This window comes from Deinococcus arcticus (assembly GCF_003028415.1).
Lineage (GTDB): Bacteria > Deinococcota > Deinococci > Deinococcales > Deinococcaceae > Deinococcus > Deinococcus arcticus.
In genome coordinates, this window is record NZ_PYSV01000033.1 from 1 (window position 1) to 16,537 (window position 16,537).

A 16,537-nucleotide genomic window follows, 5' to 3' on the forward strand; every position below is an offset into this window, starting at 1 on the left:
TTGCGGAACTCTGGAAAATGCGCGGTGAAGCAGCGCGTCAGCTTGGCGAGGACATCGGGTGACGCGTCCTGTTCTCGCGTGTCAGCCGAAATTTTTCAAGCCCTGCCGGAAAGTGTCGGGTACTGAGCCCAACCCCACCAGACAATGCCGCCGACCACAATGATGATGGGCGACAGGTAGACGAGCGACACAATGGGGAAGAGGAGCAACCCAAGGATTGTGTCTTTCCACGCCTTCATTCGTTCCACTCAAAAGGCGGCGTGTAGACGATGTCCGAATCGTAATTCCTAAGGAGTTCGGTCGCACTCTTGAACGTCTCTTGTTTTGACTTCAGGGAACTGATCCCGATGCCGAAGCGCATGTTTTCCGCGTCATTCAACTGAAAACTTACGTGGTACTGGCCATAATCGTCCCCCCACGCTTGACTCTCGATAGAGGGCTCCATGGCGTTCGACAGCAGCGCCAGCACCTCGTCACGAGACAGCTTCGAGACGTGGGAGCGTGAACCGCCCCTAGACGCTCCTTTGCCGTAAAACTTTTCGCCGTCAATTTCTTTGAATTGATCCCCAGAGAGCACGTCGTAGACTGCCTCGTTCAGTTGATCCACCATCATCTTCGTGTGGCCTCCGGTCGGCTGCACTGTTTCAGCCGGCTGTGTCCGGCAAGCCGTGAGGACGCAGCACATGATGAGCAGCTTTTTCAGCATCCTCTCCAAGTGCGCCATTGAACCATCTCGCGCTGCGAGGGGCCGAAGGCTTCAGGGACCTGTGCGGCGCGGTGCCCAGGCCCGATGACTGAGGAGTAGCGCCAGACCGGCCACCATGCTCGTGATGCCTGAGACGAACAACATTATGCGCAGGTGGTAGATCGCCGCCTGGGTGTCAGGCGATTCGAAGTATGGAAGGACGGCGAGCGCCAAAAACGGGATCGCCAGAGAACAGAGGATGATGATGTTGACGATGAAGTCGGCCAGCAGCGCGGGGAGAATCAGGAGAAGGCCGAGGAAGAGCAGAAGCAGACCGCCGAGCCGGAGCATGACGCCACCTTAGCGGCGCGACGCGCGAACCGTGTGCGCAAGTGCCGACCCCTCTGGCTGAAGCGGCCCGGGCGGGAGACGCGTTCCAACTGGCACCAGCACTGGACCTGATGGGCATCAGTCGTCAAGCCGGGACAGGTAGGGGGCAGCGCCCGTCAAGATGGAGATCAGGTGCTCTTGATCAAAATACGCCCGACCTGTCAGCTGAATGGAGCCGGCCACGCCGCCCGTTATGAACCAGCCGCGTTCGTCGCGGGCGATGACCTGGCTTTGGGTTCGGTAGGCCTGATTGGTTTGCACGCAGCGAACGACCTCGTCAACAATGTCGACCCAGTCGTTTTCCACGAAAAAGAACAAGAGCTCTCGGGTATGCAGGGCTGGCAGAGCCAGCGTGTGGAGGTAGCGTTTAAGCGTGTCGGTCACAGGCTTGGGGATTCCCTCATCAGATCAGCAGTTGGGACCACGTCTCAGCCTAAGGGCTATCCTTCGGGTCATCGCTTCAGAATAGAGCAGAGGCGAGACGCAACCAGTGCTGTTTCTTCTGTCCTGCTGTTCCAAACCAGTGCTCGAACTCTGACAGACCCAAGTTGACGACCCATTCGTTCGCTGTCCAGCTCAGATTGAAGGGTGAACGCGAGGGAGGTTCACGCTGCAGCGTGTCACGATCAGCCCATGGCCGGAGTGAACATCGTGCAAGTCACACGGAGCTGGATCAGCATTCGTGTAGGTGAACGTTCAGTCAGGTTTGGGGGTGAGATGCTCCTCCCCGAGACCGGCAAGCTTGGGTTCGTGATCTACCGGGACAGGCCGTCTCACTGGAACCCACCGGACCATGGGATCCCCATTGCCCAGACCGATACCGATGCGATGGTGCACGCTGCCCAGCAGACCCTTGCGCGTGACGGCCATGTACTTCAGGTCGAATAAAGGCGTGCCCTTCAATTTCTGGTCACCGGTCTGAACTAGAGCGGGGGCCCGTCCCCTCTCCACGACAAACCTGCCCCAGCGGTTAGCCAGGGCAGGTCAGAGGTGCATACCGGGGGAAAGAGGCTTATTTCAGGGCGTTCAGAAGTGCCGCGAGGCCAGTCAGCAGGGTGCCGAGGGCGGCCACAAGGACCGCCACTTCACCCCATTTCCCTGGCTTTTGCGGGCGCTTCGGCGGGCCCCCTCCACCCAGACCCCTGCGGTGGCCGGGAGGACAGTGGCTCGCCACCCACGTGGAACAGGGAGGCGGGAACCTCGTGTGCCCCCTGAGATGGGGAGGCGGGGTGAAAGACCCCATGCACGTTGGGCCCACTGGCGGCGCCCTGGTCTGCTTCAGAAAGAGCCGCGACGCTCGCTGAGGCGGCGCCGCTGCTGGTGCTGGGGCGGCGTTCCAGCCTGATCCCACTCAGTCTCTCAATCAGGTGCTGACCGCCTGTTCCTGGGCCGCGCTCACGCTGTGGACAACCGTGGGCCTCGCCTGGGAGAGTCCAGCTGCCTCCCGCTTCGAACTCAGGAAGCCCTTCGGGCAGGTGACCATCAACCGCATGAACGACGGTTACCTGTCCGACATGCACATCACCGCCAGGGCCGGCCCACTGGCCGATTCGCATGCCCGGGCTTTTTCGGCCCTGACGCGGGACCTGCTGGGCCTGTCGCTGAGCAGAGGGCAACTCGACGCCTGCTTGAACAAGGCCCGGCAGGCCAAGGCATTGTCGTCCTGCATCACCCTGATGGGATCAGTCGGCCGTGGGCTGCAGCCTGCTGCCACAGGACAGCGGGTTCAAAAGCGTGCTCGCGATCTGGCCGATCGGTTGAAAGAGGAGGGGTGCATTCGTGCTGTGCCGTGGCGGGTGGCCTGCGCAGGATCAGGCGCCGGAGACTGTCCTGGCGCGGCAGGTGGGGGTGAGCCCGGCCTTCTCATCCCCGCGACGCGCCTGCCATACTGAGCCGCCATGACTCCGCCTGCCCCGCCCCCTCTTCCGCCCCCCTTGCCCTGGACCCCAGGGCGGCGGCTGGGCTACGGCCTGGGGGTCATCAGTGCGGTGGCCTGCGGGGTGTCGTACTTCATGTTTCTCTGGACCAATCTGACCCCCGATTCCCCGCTGATGGTCAGCTACACCGCCACCTGGCGGACCCTTGCACTGATCGGCCTGTTCATGCTGTCGCTCTTCCAGGCCCTCGACCAGTGGCCCCGCGCCAGCCTCCTCAAAGAGCCGCCCCGATTCAGCACCCAGCGCACCCCGGTGGTCGTGCTGCCTGGTCGGGAGCGCCCTGGCGCCATCGCGCTGATCTGCGCGATGGTGTGGGCTGGGTTGTGGGCGCTGCACCGGTGGCCGGGTGACACCAGCGTGCTGCGCGAATTGACGGGGCAGCGCGTGTATACCCTGACACTTGCTGATCCCAGCAGCACGGTCCGCTGGACCGATACCCTCACTGACCTCCAGGCCGCCTGTCTGGCCGCCACGTGGCTCAAAGGCGTCTACAGCCGACCAGAGGTGACGCCGCAGGGCGTGAGTGCACCCGCCCTCAAGGAATGGCAGGGCCAACTCAAACGCTTCAAGAGGAACCTGACCTGCGCCCCCAGTGAAACGCGGGCGGTCCTGAGGCAGAGTCAGGCCCGGGCGCAGGCCGCTGGCACCTGGAGAGAGACGGACTGACGGGCCCCGGCTGGGGCGTTCAGTCGGGGGCAGCGCCAGTCCGTCTTGGGCTTAAGTTCATGGTCAGGTTGGCGGCTGAAGGGCCGTGCGGCCCACATCTGCGAGACCTACGCTGACAGCGGCCTGAGGCGCCGCCGCGCGCCGCACCTCTGTACGTTGGGTGGTCGAGGGTTCCATTTGGCCAGGGCCTTGCGCCCAGGCCCCATCTCTCCCCAGAAACGTCTTGTTCCTCTGTCTCTGGATGTCAGGTGTCATGTTCCGCTAGAGGCCTGACGATGAACTCAGGAAAGCGCCGGGAGCAACACGCAACCGAGGGGGTTCGTGGGCACTGGCCCTGCGGCGGGGGCGCGGGCGTCGTCTGGTATGTGGGACGCGGCATACACTGTTCCAAATGACACCCACAGCGTCGCTGGGCGCGGGACGTGCGTGCTCACGACAGGCTTACGGCATGTGGTCCAGCACCGGCTGCCACCTCACCCGTATCTCGCTCACTGGCCGGTCAAACAACCCCGCACCACGCCCACCAAAGAGCTGCTCCCAATCTGCCGGGTCCAGCGCCTTGCGCAGCCGCGTGGCGTAGTTCTGCACCAGGGCCGCCTGGTAGTGCCCAGCGTCGTAATCATGCCCGTCCGGATCGGTCACCACGGTCAGGCCCTGTCCGGCCCGGACATACGGCGTGACGCGGTCCCCCACCCGGAAGTCCAGCCCGGCGTGCCACGCCGCTTCCAGATGCGCTTCCTTGCGCTGGGCCCGCGTCTGGGCAAAGTCCGCGCGCGTTTTGCCGATCCGCACGCGCGTGCTCACCTCGGCATTCGTGAAGCGCCGCTCCGTCAGCCGCTTGGCCGTGTCCTCAAAGGCGGCTTGCACGCCAGGCACGTCCCCACGCAGCAGGCTGTTCAGGGCCGTTCGCAGGAAGAGGGTGCCGTACGGCTCCGAGCGGCTGGACTCGAACGACGCGCCGCTGAGGTCCAGCGTGCCGTCGTACCGCAGCAGCACGTAATTCTTCACCTGATGGCTCAGCATCGCCCGCGCCCGCCCATCGAACTCCAGCGTGATTCCTTCTGGCAACCCGGCCGCAACCTGCGCGATCAGCGCGCGTTCCGCCCCCTCACCGATCTCCTGGCCGGTGCTGAAATACACCCCATCGGTGTCCGACTCGATCAGCTGCACGCCGCACGCTTCCAGCGCCGCCGTGACCTGCTGCAGGAGCGCGCGGCCCCGGGCGGTCACCCGATCGGCGGCCTCCCGGTCGCCCAGCTTCGCCAGCCGCCCCGCCCCCAGGTACCCGTACGCGGCATTCACGACCAGTTTCATGGCGTCCTGCATGGCGTGGTGGTCCCGGCGCTCAGCGTCGCTGAGGCGGGCATTCCGGGCTTCCCGCTTGTGGGTCAGACGCTGGGTGGTCAGGTCACTCACGATCCGGTGGAAGCTCCCCAGTTCGTCCTGCCGCGGCCCGATGCCCTCCGCGCGGATGATGCTGGGGTACATGCTCGCCACGTCCGCTTTGACGATGTGCTGTAGAACGCCCTCGGCATGCAGCTGCACGTGGCCACCCCGGTGCGGGTCAGCATGCCCCCGTTCCGGCGCTGGGAAGGGCCGCCCCGCCTCGTAATACGCGCGGATCAGCATCGGCTCTAAGACGCCCTTGGCCGGGCCCGCGCGCGTGAGACGGTGGTACGGGCGGGGCGTCAGGCGGGCCAGGGCGAAACTGGGTGCGAGCACGATCCGCGCCAAGGCGTCCACCTCCTGCACGTCCTGCAGGGCGTACTGCCGCACGAGCTTCGGTTGATCCCAGTAGGTCTGGACGATCTCCGCGCCTTCCAGGTAGACCCGGCCTTCCGGCGCGATGCCGAAGTGCCGCGCGGCAGCCTTCAGGCCGCTGGACGGGAGGTTCAGGCGGCGCACCGCGTCGAGCGTATCGAGAATTTCCCGGCCAGGGCAAACCCACAAGGGCGTGCGGCTTCCATCATCGACCGTCCAGGGCACCCCGTCCCCCGCCCGGCCGAGCCGGAAGGGAATGCCGTGCCGGCGGGCGCGGGCCGTGATGAACGGCAGATCGAAGCCATGGATGAAGTGGTTCTCAATGACATCTGGGTCGCGCGCTTGCACCAGGGCCAGGAACGCCTCAATCATCTCGCCTTCTTTCGCCGCTTGCCGGGCTTCAAGCAGTGTCTCCAGGCCGCGGTTGTCCCGCACGGCGATCAGGAAGATTCGTCCCTCGTCCGGACTCAGCGCGGTGGTTTCCAGGTCGAACTGCAGCCGGACGGGCTGATCGAAGGTCAGGTCCTGGTGGTAGGTCTGCCCGGTGGCGATGAGGTACTGCTCCGTGTAGCCCAGGCGCAGGTAGCCGCTGAGGTCACCCAGCGCGGGGCGGGCCTTCAACGCCCGGGCGTTCAGGGCCCCCTGCTGAATCTCGTTCTCCAGCTGGCGGGGGCTGGGGCCGCTCAGCAGGTAGCGGTAGGCCCGCGCGTCCACACCGTCCGGCGCGAGGTCCTGCGCGTGGTAGCGGGCATGGGTCGGGGCCGGGCTGGTGGACACGGTCAGCCGGTCGCCGAGGTGGGCCAGGTCGCCCAGGTGCCGGGCATAGATCCAGCCGCGCTGCCGGGTGCGGTGCACCTGGGCCTGACCTGTGACTGGATCCCTTTGCCAGACGGTCACCCCGCCGTCCGCGCCGGCGTGCACAGACACGATGCCAGGGAGCGGCGGGGGGAGGGTCGGCCGGGTCATGCCCGGCATTATGCCCAGCTTGTGTGCTGCGGCCTCCACAGGGGGCGCGTGGTCACGAATAGACAGCGCTGGTCATTTCGACGCGACATAACTGTGGAAAATGTCACACTAAGAAGACACCGCCTCTGCCCATTGTCCTGCTTCACCGTCCCGTTCAGGAGGTCACTATGCCCGATCCGGTTCAGTCCACCTCTGCCTTGCCCGCCAAGCCCGTACCTGCAGCCCCACGTTCCGATGTTGAGGGAAAGGGGCCCTACACAGCGGTCGTGATCGTGCATGGGATGGGCAACTCGCGGCGCTACGACAACCTCAGCCACCTGATCGACACCCTTGACCTGTATGCCGAGGTGGGAAAGGGCACGCGGGGCAAGTGGTCGAGACTAAAACCCCGGCGCTGGCACGTGGACCTGAAAGATCGGGATCACCTGTACTACGTGCGCGCGACCTACACCAAGGACAACATCCGTTACCAGAACGTGCGGTTTTTCGAAGCCTACTGGGCGCCCAAAATGGCCGGCGGGCTTCCCGCGCTGGACGTGCTCAAGTGGTTCGCCCTCCAGGTCCCCAAGGCAGTGATTCACCTGCGCGCGCCGTGGCGTTCATTTGTGCGCACCCGGATCTCTGTCCTGTACCAGCTGGTCGAGCGGGGGACCATTGATCGAACAGCGGCCCAAGCCATGGCCTCGCTGCTGGATGAGTTTTCGCATATTGAAAGGATCCGGAAGTATCCCCAAAGCACGTTTAAGCAGTTTCAAAAGTACAGCCGCGCGGCTCGACTCGTTCCTCCATTTAAGAAGGTTAAAAAGAACATCTGCCCAGCGCGACCTGTTCCTCCATTTGTCGCGTCCTCACCCCTTGAGCAGCCTCTTGCGATTTGGGAAAAGGCCTGTCGGGCTGAAAACTGGAAGGCCCTGCTGACTTCTGTCGGATTCATTGGTCTGGTGGTGTCGGTGTTCGTTTTCTCGGTCACCCTTGCGGCCAGTGTGGTGTCCTGGTCCACCGCACCGTTTGTCGACCCCATCGACTTCTGGCGGGCCGAAGGGCTGGGCCGGAGTGTCGCGCAGGTCATGTTTGGTCTCCTGCTGGCCAGTCCGCTGAACGGCTTTCTGGCGGAGTATTTCGGGGACGTCGCGTATTGGGGCACCTACGACGAGAACGACACCAAGTATGAAAAACGCCGCGCCGTTCTGGAACTGTGCACGGAAACGCTGGAGGTCATTGTCCAGGACCCCAAATGCGAACGTGTGGTCATTGCCGCGCACAGCCTGGGTTCCCGGGTCACGTATGAGTCACTGCTGTACATGAATTACCGCCGCCTGCAAGACAATGGCAACGATGAAACGGCGGCCGCAGACGAGCTGGCGAAAATCAAGCACCTGATCACGTACGGCTCACCGATTGACAAGATGCATTACTTCACGGAGAGCAGGAGTGGCTTTTCACGCCATTACGAACGGACGTACAACAAGCTGACGGGTGACGCCTCCAAGCTGCCCTTCAAGAAGAACGGCGTTCCCAATATTCTGTGGGTCAATTTTCATACAGCAGGCGACGCCATTTCTGGCCCAATTGAAACCCCGAATGATCTCGAAGATTTCACGCCCATGATCTTTAATGTTCCGGTCGTCAACTACGACAATATCAACATGGGCAAGAATCACACCGGGTACTTCGACAATAACGCGGTGGTGGGCTGGTTGCACCGCGTCATCACGGAAACCGCCCTGGACCGGGACCCCCTGGGCAACGTCGAGCCGCAGCTTCCAGACACGCCTGAGGGCGTGCATGAGTATGGGCAGCGGGCAGCCCGGATGTACCGGGGCCTTCTCGCGTACCCTGTGGCAGTGCTCGCCGCACTGGGTATGGGCGGCCTGGGTGTGCCGGCCCTGGCTGGCCTGGCCTGGGCGATGAGCGCGGCGCTGCTGGGGGTCATGGTGTGGAACATTGCCGGGCACGCGCCCCGCCACGCCAACCCCTTTTTGCCACCTCCGCCAGAGACCGCAGACGCACCGCAACCCTGAAGCAGCAGGGCAGCGGCCGTTGTGGGGCTCTGCTGTGCGGCAGCGGCGTTTGCTGTTCCACTTGGTGGCCGAGGCAGAGGGCGCTGCGTTGTCCCCTGTTTCCAGAATCAAGGCTGTGGTGGCCCAGAGAGGCAGACAGGCCGGTTCAGGTTCACGGAGCACTAGATACGTCACGGTGTTCAGCAGGGCGAGCGGGAGAGGCCCAGTAGAGGGGCCAAGTCGTGCGGATTTCAACGGCCAGAACCGGCGGTGCGCGCACTGCACGGCCACCGCGGGCAGCTGCTGACCGTCTGCACCGCGACAGGGCACCGTATTGCGGGGCGGGCGGCAGAGCGCCACAGCCAAAGCGCGGGCCGTGCAGGCGCTGGTCAGGGTCTGGCATATTGCGTCATGAGGACCCGACGCCCCACTGCTCCGGGCGTTCAGTCCTGGGGGACCGGTGCACGGCACCGGTGAGCAGCTGCCGTACCCTGGTAGGCCAATGCGGTGCGGCTTCCTGATGCCAGCGCAGGGGGCGTGTTGGCAGTGGAACGGGGCTGGTCGCGTGCCGGGCCTCACCGTAGCAAGAATGGACGACCGACCAAACGCTGGTGGTGGATGCCAGCCCCCTGAACTGCTGGACCTGCATGTGCAAACCGGCCCACCCAAGCCCGAGTGGCTGCGACCAAGGAGAAAGGCGACCCGAAAAAGGTCGCCTTTGATGGTGAACAAGATACGGCGGTATGCACGGGCACGCCAGGACATACAGCACAATCACGTTCAGAAGTCCTCGACCTCATGCTGGACGTCGTTTTCTTCCATCGCCACATACCGCCGGGTCGTGTCCACGGACGCGTGGCCGAGAAACGGGCAATCTTCCGCTGGGCTACCAGTACCTCGTCACGAAGCTCTCCAACGGAAAAACGCTGCAACTGGCGTACCAGCCAAATGGCAGGCGCGGCCCCGTCCCGAAGCTTTGAGCCGATGAAGCAGGAAACTGGCAGCCGGACGGCCTGACGTTCAAAGAAGGTGATCTGAGCCGGGACTACCACGTGGCCCAACCCACGGAGTACAACGCGAACAATCCCCCGCCCATGCCCGGATCCGGCTTAACGAACAACCATCACCTCTGGCCAGACAACGTCATGCGCAGCAATCCATTTTTCCAGGAGGGTTTCCGCCGGGGGCTGATCTCGCCCGACCGGGGAGCGAACATGCTGACCCTGGCCAAGAGCACAGAGGCCCTGAAGATCCTCCGGCAGAAATTCCCGAGGCTGACGTTCAACGACATCCTGCACGCCACCAGTCATCCCAATTACGATGATCTCGTCAGCAGTTGGTACCGAAGGGCCTACCCAGAGCTCCTCAAAACCGTGGGGGTCAAGCCTGGTACGGCTCCACAGCATCTAGCGGACGCGCAACTCCTCAAAATTCGGGACGGGCTTGATCAACTGGTGCAGGATCAGTTCAAGAAGCCGGGTCCAGAGTTGCTGAACATCATCAGGAATGACTCTCTGTCCCAGATGCCGACTCCAGGAGATAGCCGTGAAGCATAGCGCCGTTATTTGGCAAACTCGTGCGGATATTACAGGCATCATTCAGCGGAAGGGGCTCAATTACCCTGACGAAAGCCCGGAGGTTCAGATTTACCTCTGCGAGCATGACTTGGTTGAGGATCAAGACTCCTATTTTCCAGCCGATTTCTATGCACTTGCACAGACGCTGACGCCCCCCTTCTATGGAGTGACTTACCTTCAGAACATCTGGGGTGAGGACTGCCTTCCGGCCAGCCTCCTCGTGCCTCTGTTCAATCTCAAGTCACTGGAGGTCTTGCGGCAGCAGGCGCCTGGGATGTTCCACGAATACCCCGTTTTCGTCATGGAGCTGCCCATGGGCTTCCGCTTACCCTCGGCCCGCGCCATGATGGCCCACCCGGACGTCAAGGTGGCGGCCGATGGGTACGCCGTGATCAACCCAGCCCAGCACCTGCACCGAACGGTGGCACGTGCCAGGCTCACAGAAGACGTCATCACGTTGGAGAGCGAGCAGGCGATCCCCCCCCTGTTCCGGTCAGGCGACGCTCTTTATGTTCGAGATGACGTGAAACGCGCCTGCGAAGCAGCGGGTCTGTCCGGCCTTGAGTTCAACGCGGCACTTGGTCTCTCTGAACTCACGACCCCAGAAAATGCGATCACTTTGGCACCGCCTGGAACCTAATGCCGAGATGCATATCGGCCGCGACAAGCTGAGTCCTGAGGTAAGAAACGCCGTGGCCACTACGCCCGAGGCCAGGAGGGCGGCAGCCTTGCAGCCCAGAAATGAAGGGGACTGTTTGCATGGTCGCCGCTGTGCTGGCCTCTTGCGCACTGACGGGCCGATAGATGGAGAAAACGGAGGGGCCAGCTATGCGGCAGACGCAGGCCCCCGGTGACCTGGACCTGACCCCATCACGTGTGTCGAGTAGCCTTCAAGGCCGATCTCACGAATGAGTGCTGCCACATCTTGGAAGGGCCTTCCTGGGCTTCCTACGAGCGAGCCGAAAAAATCTCGTCCTGAACGCCGAAAAATTTCCATAAATTATGCCAGTAGAAAAGTAAAATGATAATTTTGCCTACGGGCAGAATATGTGTAACGAGTGGCTTCGGCGTGTCGCCGCTGCTGCCTGGACTCCGCCAGCTGTCGCTCCACGGTGACAGCAAACGCCCATACCGGAGATGGGCCTTCGGCACGGGCGGCCCTCCCCGGCCAGGATGCGTCAAACGGCCTGTCTGGCCTCCGTCAGTCGGCGCTGCGCCCAGGCAGGTTCGGGTGGCTACACTTCATCTGAAGAGGCCCACTGATGACGACTCCTGACCTGCGCCGCACCCTCCACGCTTCCCTGGATCGCCGCGTGCGCCCGGAGGACCTGCTCACGCCGATTACGCAGCTGATGGCCGATCAACTGAGCCCGGCCGATCGGCAGCGCCTCCTCAAGGCGCAGCGGCAGGCGCGGGGGGCGGCTTCATCCCACTGGAGCAGCATGCCCGCCGACTTCCGCCGGCCGGCCGCCCCAAACCTTCAGGTCGCCGGCGCGCTGTTCGCTGCGCCGCTGCCGCCGACCGACGAGCCCGGCGTGGTGGCGCAGCTGGGCCAGTATCTCGGTCAGGCCAGTGCTGAGATTCACAAGCAGGTGGGCGAGAGTGATTTTCAGCGTGACCGACTCAACCGGGACGCGCGGGCGGCGGCGGGCCTGGACCTCAGCCGGCGCCAGTACAACAAACGCTTCCGGCTGGTTCAGCGCCTCGAGCGCAAACAGGCGACCCTCGCGCGGGAACTGGAGAAGCGGGCGCTGACCTTGATCAGCAAGTCCAGGCTGGCCTCCGAGCTGCCGTTTTCGGTGTTTGCACGTGATGACGCCAGCGCGGCCTTCATCGCGTACTACACCGCCCGCTGCCATGTGCGCAGCGAGTTCACCAATACGGCCCAGGTTCGCCCGTATGACGGTGTGGCAGACCTGCTGTTCCGGCATTGCCGCCGCGCCGCCACGACGAACTGGTGGGCGATTGCCCACGTGTACCCAGACCCGGAGGTGCTCCGTCACCTCTCCGAAGCGCAAAAAGGCCAGCTGCTGGGCCGCTGCTGTGCCGTGCTCGAGCGCACCGCCACGTTGATGCAGGAGGTATGGGCGCGTTCGACCTTTGACCGGGACACGATGATTGTGCGCCGGGGCAATGACAGCAGCACCTGGAACCTGCTGGCTGGCGCCTGGAATCAGGCGCGGGACGGCTGGATGAACCTGCTGTACGCCCTGGACCTGGATGAACTGCTGGACGCGGTCTGCCCAGGCAAGGCCATGCGGCTCATGGCGGCGGACGTCGCCTGGTGGCATCAGCACAGTGGCGGGCAGCTGGACCCGAACACCCAGGTCTGGGCCCGCCTGCCCCTGCCATGGACGGTCCTGGCTGGTGAGGCTCCCTGCACGCGCCGCACGGTGCGGCAGCTTTGCCTGGACCTGGGGCTACATCCGGAACAGAGCGGTTGGATCGCGCCGCGCACGCGCGCGCGCGTGGCTCCCTTCCGCCTGACCCCGGAACTGGTGCATGGGGTGACGGTCAGCAGCCCTGGCCTGGCCCGGGTGCTGCGCCGCGCGGGGGTCTTCAGTGGACGGCCCCTGCGCCAGGTGGCGGATGACACCTTGGGGACAGATCAGGCAGAGTAGAGACGGGAACGGTGGTAGCTCAGTGGTAGAGCGGTCGGCTCTCTTACCGACTGGACGCAGGTTCGAGCCCTGCTCACCTGTTCCCACAGGCTGAGGTCGCCTACCGGCGGAGCGGTCGGCCCGTGCAAGGGCGCAGGTTCGAGTCCTGCCCTCAGAAGCCCCAGGCGTCGCGATTGAGCGACGCCTTTCCACTGTGGGATCAGGGTTGACTGGCCGTGCAAGGCCGCCCTGCGCCAGCCTGCTGCCGCACGGGGAGCTGGCGGATGCTGCCTGCCGTGCGGCCGTCGGCAGACGTTGCTGCTCTGTCCACCGGGAGCCCCACTTGCAGGGGTGTTTTAAGTCAACTGTCACCAAGCGCAAAGTGAAATGGGTGTAGCAAGTTGTTGGGGTAGGGTGACGCGGTGCTGAGTGGTCAAAGGCTCCCTGGCTATCGGTTCCCCCTCGCCGTGATCGGTGACGCGGTTTGGCTCTACCACCGCTTCACGCTCAGCGATCGAGATGTCGAAGAACTGCTGCTAGAGCGGGTAGTCACCCTGACCCGTGAATCCATCCGCACGTGGTGCATCAACTTCGGTGATCTCTTGGCCCAGGGCCTCCGTCACCGAGAACCCCGCCGGGGTTCCCGGTGGCACCTCGACGAGATGCGGGTAGATGTCGGCGGCGTCAAACACTGGTTGTGGCGGGCCGTTGACGAATACGGCGCAGTGCTGGACGTTCTCCTGCAGGCACATCGCCACACCGAGGCCGCCAGATCGTTCTTCCAGCGACTGTTGGGGGAATACGACGTGCCGGAGGTCATCCATACCGACAAGCTTCGGAGCTATGGTGCGGCCCTGCGCGAGCTTCCCGTGCTCCACGCTGTGGAGCACGTTCAGGTGGTCTCGACCGCCCGTTGCAACAACCTGATTGAGCAGTCCCATCGCCCGACCCGGCGGCAGGAACGGCAACTGCGAGGTTTCAGGTCACGAAAACGAGCACAGGGCTTCCTCAACCTACACGCCCACTTGGCGAATCTTCACCACTCTGCCCGCTCCACCGTTCCCGCTCGCCCCCGTCGCTTACATCAACAGGCTGCCTTTAAGACGTGGCAAGAAACGATACAGCAGGTGGCCTAAACTTTAGGCCACCTGCCTTTCTGGGTTTCTTCCGCCTTCTGGAAGCCAATAACTTACCATAACCGTCACGCCTCATCACCCTATCGGCCTTAAGTTGCCAGAACCCCACAGCAAGGGTTTCGGCGGGTCCAGCGCCGTGATCAGGACGACCAGCAGGTCCCACGCCCACCGGCCCCGGATGAGGGTCCGGCGGTACAGGGCGTGACTCCATCGTGGGGTCAAGGCCGGTTGCCTGCGATCGTTCCGGGCGGCAGCACGTCGTCCACGCGCTCCACGATACCGACGCGCGCTCCCAGCCAGGCCAGCGCCGCGTCCAAGGGCCTGTCCGGAAAGCCCTCCACTGCCAGGAGGGCCCGGTCATGCGCGTAGTCGTCGATCAACACCAGCTTCACGTCCCGTTCGCCGTCGAGCCATGTAAAGTGCACGTGATCCGCGCCGACTTCGTGCTCGCCCACGTACCTGAATGTCAGGCCGTGCACTTCAGCCGCATCGGCCAAGTTCGACACGTACCGGCCCGTCTGGAGGTTCCCGGCCGTGGAATCGAGGACCAGCAGGGCACACGCCCCACCGGGCCCAAGAGGCTCACTTAAGGCCATGGTAGATGCGGCCGCGGGCGAGGGTGGTGTCCTGGTCCCCGCGCACGACGTACGCCAGATCGAGCTTCGGGAAGTAGTACGCGCGGCCCCCGCCGGGCTGCGCAATCACCTCGGGTGCCCCGTACTGCTGGAAATACGACACGTACTGGGCGGCCGTGGTGCCGATCGGGTGGTCCCGGTATCCATCCCACACCCGCTCGGATAGGGAATCGGCTGCGCGGATGGCCCGGGAGTCCAGACCGTCAGCCTGCAGGGTCACGGGCGCGCTGGTCTTCACGTTCTCCTTCAGGTCCTTCTGGAAAAACGTCTGGTTCTCCAGCCGGAGCGAGCTGGAGAAGACGGTGAGATCGTAGGTGCCTTTGGGGAGGCTGGTGCTGGCCTGGCGCTCGTCAAGCGTGAGGCTGGCCTGCCCGTTCTTGATCTTGGCACGCCAGAGTTTGGTGCCCAGGGCGGGGTCGCTGCCTCGGGCACCGCAGAACTTCAGGCGCACGCTGAGGAACACGCCGTCGGGGAGGGTGGTGATGCGGGCCTTGACGGTGCAGGCGCCGGTGACGGTCGCCTGGACCTTCAGGGTGGGCGCGGCGAGGGCGGCGCCCGTGGAGAGGATCAGCGTGGCGAGGGTCTGGTGGGCAGGGAAACGGGTCATCGGGGCTCCGGGGCAGGGGAGAGGGGGCGTGGGACTGGGCTGAGGGTACCGGCAGACGGGCGGGACCCGCTGTCGGATGTGACCAGAAGGACTGGAGGGGCCCAGACGGGCAGGTAGCGGCCGTGGCCTGGAGTCCGGGGGTCATGACGCGGGCGAGGGGGTCGGTTAGGGGATCGCGTTCGACGTGCAGGGAGGCGCGGGTGAGGACGGGCGTGGTCCGCCCCGCCGCCACCTGCGCGAGCCACGGCAAGGCCGCGTCCGGCGAGGGTGCGTGCGGGGTGTGGCAAGTTGTTGACCTCAAGAACGCAGCGGGGCCCCGATCACGCAGGCGGCCTGAAGTTCAGGCCGCCTGGAACTCGGCGTGAAGGTTGGCGAGTGTCAGGTGCGGTGGCATGGGCCTCAGCGTAAGGGCTGGTTGCAGAAGAAAGGGGGGCCACGCTCTGCGTTCACTTGCTCGACTGCTCCTGGGACTCACTGTTGATGGTGTGCAGGCCTGGCACCACTGGCACCTGGAAGACTGGAACAGTCTTGAAGAAGGATCTGCGCCGCTCACGGTCATGAAGTTCCCGGAACAGCTGTAGACCTCGTCTGGATGCTGTCAGCGGATCCACGTCATGGCGACAGCCACTTCGAGCCATGCTGCGTAATGACAGCGCCGCTTGTCGTAGCGCGTTGCGATACGCCGAAACCGTTTCAGCCAAGCAATGGCGCGTTCGATCTGGTTGCGTTCGCGGTACGCAACGTGGTCGTACTGCGTTGCGTGTCGTTGCCCTTGCTTCGGTGGGATGACTGCTCAAATGCCACGTCGCCGGAGTTCCTTGCGGGCAATGCTGTTACTGTACCCCCGATCACCGACGAGCTGCGCTGGACGGTGCTCTGGCCTTCCAACCCCAGCGCGTTTGATCCGTCCAGCATCAAGGAGTGGCCGGAAGCCGACCATCTCGTGCCGCTCTCCACCTGTGAGGTGGACTGCAAGGGGCTTGCCCTGACCCTCGCACTTGAGGTGCACCTTGGTACTGAACCCGCCTCGGGAGCGCCCCAGGGCTTCGCCTTGCTGCCCACCTTGTGCTCCCGCAGCGTGATGATGTGCCCGGACGACCGTCGAGTCGATGTACTGCTTATGCCAATCGATTTGGCCGTGCTGATCCGCGAGCTGCTGAAGCTGTGACAGGAGGTTGGTCCACACGCCTTGCTGACACCAGCGGTAGAAGCGTGTGCTGATTGAACTCCAATTGCCGTAGCAGGGTGGGAGATCACGCCAGGGCGCACCAGGACGAAGAAGCCAGAGAATGGCACTGAAGAACACGCGATCGTTGAGTCGCGGACGGCCGCCAAATCCGCGTTCTGCGGGGAGATGAGGCTGCAATGCAGCCCATTGGTCGTCTCTAAGGTTGTGGCGGTGAAGTTCGCTCAAAGCCGTTCAGGCTATTGAGCCCCCATGAGCACACGCCCTAGTGGATGACCACAGGCATGAAGATGGCTATTCATCGAAGGGGTAGTGACGTTTGAGCTTGTCCCGTGCTGCCGATATCGAGAACTGCCAATTCGCCCGCACAGACCGCGCATTGCGGTCTGTT

Annotated in this window: 17 protein-coding genes, 1 tRNA gene and 1 pseudogene; 10 read left to right on the forward strand and 9 right to left on the reverse strand. The window is 63.9% G+C overall.

Translation table 11 applies throughout. The features are described from left to right. Positions 1-235: 235 nt before the first annotated feature. The 3 genes from C8263_RS18040 to C8263_RS18050 form a co-directional block, all read right to left on the reverse strand. On the reverse strand, positions 236-706 hold the full coding sequence (locus C8263_RS18040; RefSeq protein ID WP_146160775.1) for a hypothetical protein: 471 nt from the start codon (positions 704-706) through the stop codon (positions 236-238). Between the two features lie 51 nt (positions 707-757). Then, complete coding sequence (locus tag C8263_RS18045) at positions 758-1,036, reverse strand: hypothetical protein (RefSeq protein ID WP_107139512.1); 279 nt, start codon at positions 1,034-1,036, stop codon at positions 758-760. Between the two features lie 117 nt (positions 1,037-1,153). Continuing rightward, positions 1,154-1,459, reverse strand: a complete 306-nt coding sequence (locus C8263_RS18050) for a hypothetical protein (RefSeq protein WP_107139513.1) — start codon at positions 1,457-1,459, stop codon at positions 1,154-1,156. Between the two features lie 249 nt (positions 1,460-1,708). Here C8263_RS18050 and C8263_RS18055 point away from each other — a divergent pair, with 249 nt between their 5' ends. From C8263_RS18055 to C8263_RS18060, 3 genes are all read left to right on the forward strand, one after another. Then, positions 1,709-1,963 (forward strand): Imm74 family immunity protein, encoded by a 255-nt coding sequence (locus tag C8263_RS18055; protein ID WP_107139514.1) that lies wholly within the window; start codon positions 1,709-1,711, stop codon positions 1,961-1,963. A 587-nt stretch (positions 1,964-2,550) separates the two neighbouring features. Then, positions 2,551-2,967 carry a hypothetical protein gene (locus C8263_RS19110; protein WP_158263856.1) on the forward strand — a complete coding sequence of 139 codons (417 nt, stop codon included), beginning with the start codon at positions 2,551-2,553 and terminating at the stop codon, positions 2,965-2,967. A 6-nt stretch (positions 2,968-2,973) separates the two neighbouring features. Then, on the forward strand, positions 2,974-3,678 hold the full coding sequence (locus C8263_RS18060; protein ID WP_146160777.1) for a hypothetical protein: 705 nt from the start codon (positions 2,974-2,976) through the stop codon (positions 3,676-3,678). Between the two features lie 441 nt (positions 3,679-4,119). Here the strand turns inward: C8263_RS18060 and C8263_RS18065 are convergent, their stop codons facing one another. Next, the gene (locus tag C8263_RS18065) at positions 4,120-6,405 is read right to left on the reverse strand and encodes a ribonuclease H-like domain-containing protein (protein WP_233218909.1); all 2,286 of its coding nucleotides are present in this window, start codon (positions 6,403-6,405) and stop codon (positions 4,120-4,122) included. Between the two features lie 167 nt (positions 6,406-6,572). Between C8263_RS18065 and C8263_RS18070 the strand changes: the two genes are divergently transcribed. After that, positions 6,573-8,426: a hypothetical protein gene (locus C8263_RS18070; RefSeq protein ID WP_146160778.1), complete on the forward strand. Its 1,854-nt coding sequence runs from the start codon at positions 6,573-6,575 to the stop codon at positions 8,424-8,426. A 759-nt stretch (positions 8,427-9,185) separates the two neighbouring features. Here C8263_RS18070 and C8263_RS19915 read toward each other — a convergent pair. Beyond that, positions 9,186-9,272, reverse strand: a pseudogene (locus C8263_RS19915) (tyrosine-type recombinase/integrase); the annotation flags it as partial. A gap of 227 nt (positions 9,273-9,499) precedes the next feature. Here C8263_RS19915 and C8263_RS18080 point away from each other — a divergent pair. The 5 genes from C8263_RS18080 (at position 9,500) to C8263_RS18100 (ending at position 13,718) form a co-directional block, all read left to right on the forward strand. Continuing rightward, entirely contained in the window at positions 9,500-9,961 is a 462-nt protein-coding gene (locus C8263_RS18080; protein WP_146160779.1) for an AHH domain-containing protein, read from the forward strand. Further along, positions 9,951-10,622 (forward strand): hypothetical protein, encoded by a 672-nt coding sequence (locus C8263_RS18085; protein ID WP_107139519.1) that lies wholly within the window; start codon positions 9,951-9,953, stop codon positions 10,620-10,622. The genes C8263_RS18080 and C8263_RS18085 overlap by 11 nt, the downstream gene beginning before the upstream one ends. Positions 10,623-11,244: 622 nt before the next feature. Then, complete coding sequence (locus C8263_RS18090; protein ID WP_107139520.1) at positions 11,245-12,603, forward strand: hypothetical protein; 1,359 nt, start codon at positions 11,245-11,247, stop codon at positions 12,601-12,603. An 8-nt stretch (positions 12,604-12,611) separates the two neighbouring features. Then, positions 12,612-12,685, forward strand: a tRNA-Glu gene (locus tag C8263_RS18095). A 322-nt stretch (positions 12,686-13,007) separates the two neighbouring features. Next, complete coding sequence (locus C8263_RS18100) at positions 13,008-13,718, forward strand: IS6 family transposase (RefSeq protein ID WP_107139523.1); 711 nt, start codon at positions 13,008-13,010, stop codon at positions 13,716-13,718. 218 nt (positions 13,719-13,936) lie between these two features. On the opposite strand, the gene C8263_RS18105 is transcribed toward C8263_RS18100, so the two are convergent. Together C8263_RS18105 and C8263_RS18110 are read right to left on the reverse strand one after the other, a co-directional pair. Beyond that, entirely contained in the window at positions 13,937-14,224 is a 288-nt protein-coding gene (locus tag C8263_RS18105) for a hypothetical protein (RefSeq protein WP_146160780.1), read from the reverse strand. Positions 14,225-14,300: 76 nt separating this feature from the next. Continuing rightward, a complete protein-coding gene (locus tag C8263_RS18110; protein WP_107139522.1) occupies positions 14,301-14,960 on the reverse strand; it encodes a hypothetical protein in 660 nt (219 codons plus the stop codon). Between the two features lie 392 nt (positions 14,961-15,352). On the opposite strand from C8263_RS18110, the gene C8263_RS19940 reads away from it, so the two are divergent. Then, complete coding sequence (locus tag C8263_RS19940) at positions 15,353-15,541, forward strand: Imm32 family immunity protein (RefSeq protein WP_442873439.1); 189 nt, start codon at positions 15,353-15,355, stop codon at positions 15,539-15,541. Between the two features lie 17 nt (positions 15,542-15,558). Here C8263_RS19940 and C8263_RS19920 read toward each other — a convergent pair whose 3' ends face one another. Then, a complete protein-coding gene (locus tag C8263_RS19920) occupies positions 15,559-15,747 on the reverse strand; it encodes a transposase (RefSeq protein ID WP_408608075.1) in 189 nt (62 codons plus the stop codon). A gap of 6 nt (positions 15,748-15,753) precedes the next feature. Then, entirely contained in the window at positions 15,754-16,374 is a 621-nt protein-coding gene (locus C8263_RS18115) for an IS5 family transposase (protein WP_408608074.1), read from the reverse strand. Between the last annotated feature and the right edge of the window lie 163 nt (positions 16,375-16,537).

Coding starts and splice junctions, on each gene's coding strand:
- C8263_RS18090 (WP_107139520.1), top strand. CDS start 11,245: ATGACGACTCCTGACCTGCGCCGCACCCTCCACGCTTCCCTGGATCGC.
- C8263_RS18070 (WP_146160778.1), top strand. CDS start 6,573: ATGCCCGATCCGGTTCAGTCCACCTCTGCCTTGCCCGCCAAGCCCGTA.
- C8263_RS18065 (WP_233218909.1), bottom strand. CDS start 6,405: ATGACCCGGCCGACCCTCCCCCCGCCGCTCCCTGGCATCGTGTCTGTG.
- C8263_RS18045 (WP_107139512.1), bottom strand. CDS start 1,036: ATGCTCCGGCTCGGCGGTCTGCTTCTGCTCTTCCTCGGCCTTCTCCTG.
- C8263_RS19940 (WP_442873439.1), top strand. CDS start 15,353: ATGGGCCTCAGCGTAAGGGCTGGTTGCAGAAGAAAGGGGGGCCACGCT.
- C8263_RS18060 (WP_146160777.1), top strand. CDS start 2,974: ATGACTCCGCCTGCCCCGCCCCCTCTTCCGCCCCCCTTGCCCTGGACC.
- C8263_RS18110 (WP_107139522.1), bottom strand. CDS start 14,960: ATGACCCGTTTCCCTGCCCACCAGACCCTCGCCACGCTGATCCTCTCC.
- C8263_RS18040 (WP_146160775.1), bottom strand. CDS start 706: ATGCTGAAAAAGCTGCTCATCATGTGCTGCGTCCTCACGGCTTGCCGG.
- C8263_RS18080 (WP_146160779.1), top strand. CDS start 9,500: ATGCCCGGATCCGGCTTAACGAACAACCATCACCTCTGGCCAGACAAC.
- C8263_RS18055 (WP_107139514.1), top strand. CDS start 1,709: ATGGCCGGAGTGAACATCGTGCAAGTCACACGGAGCTGGATCAGCATT.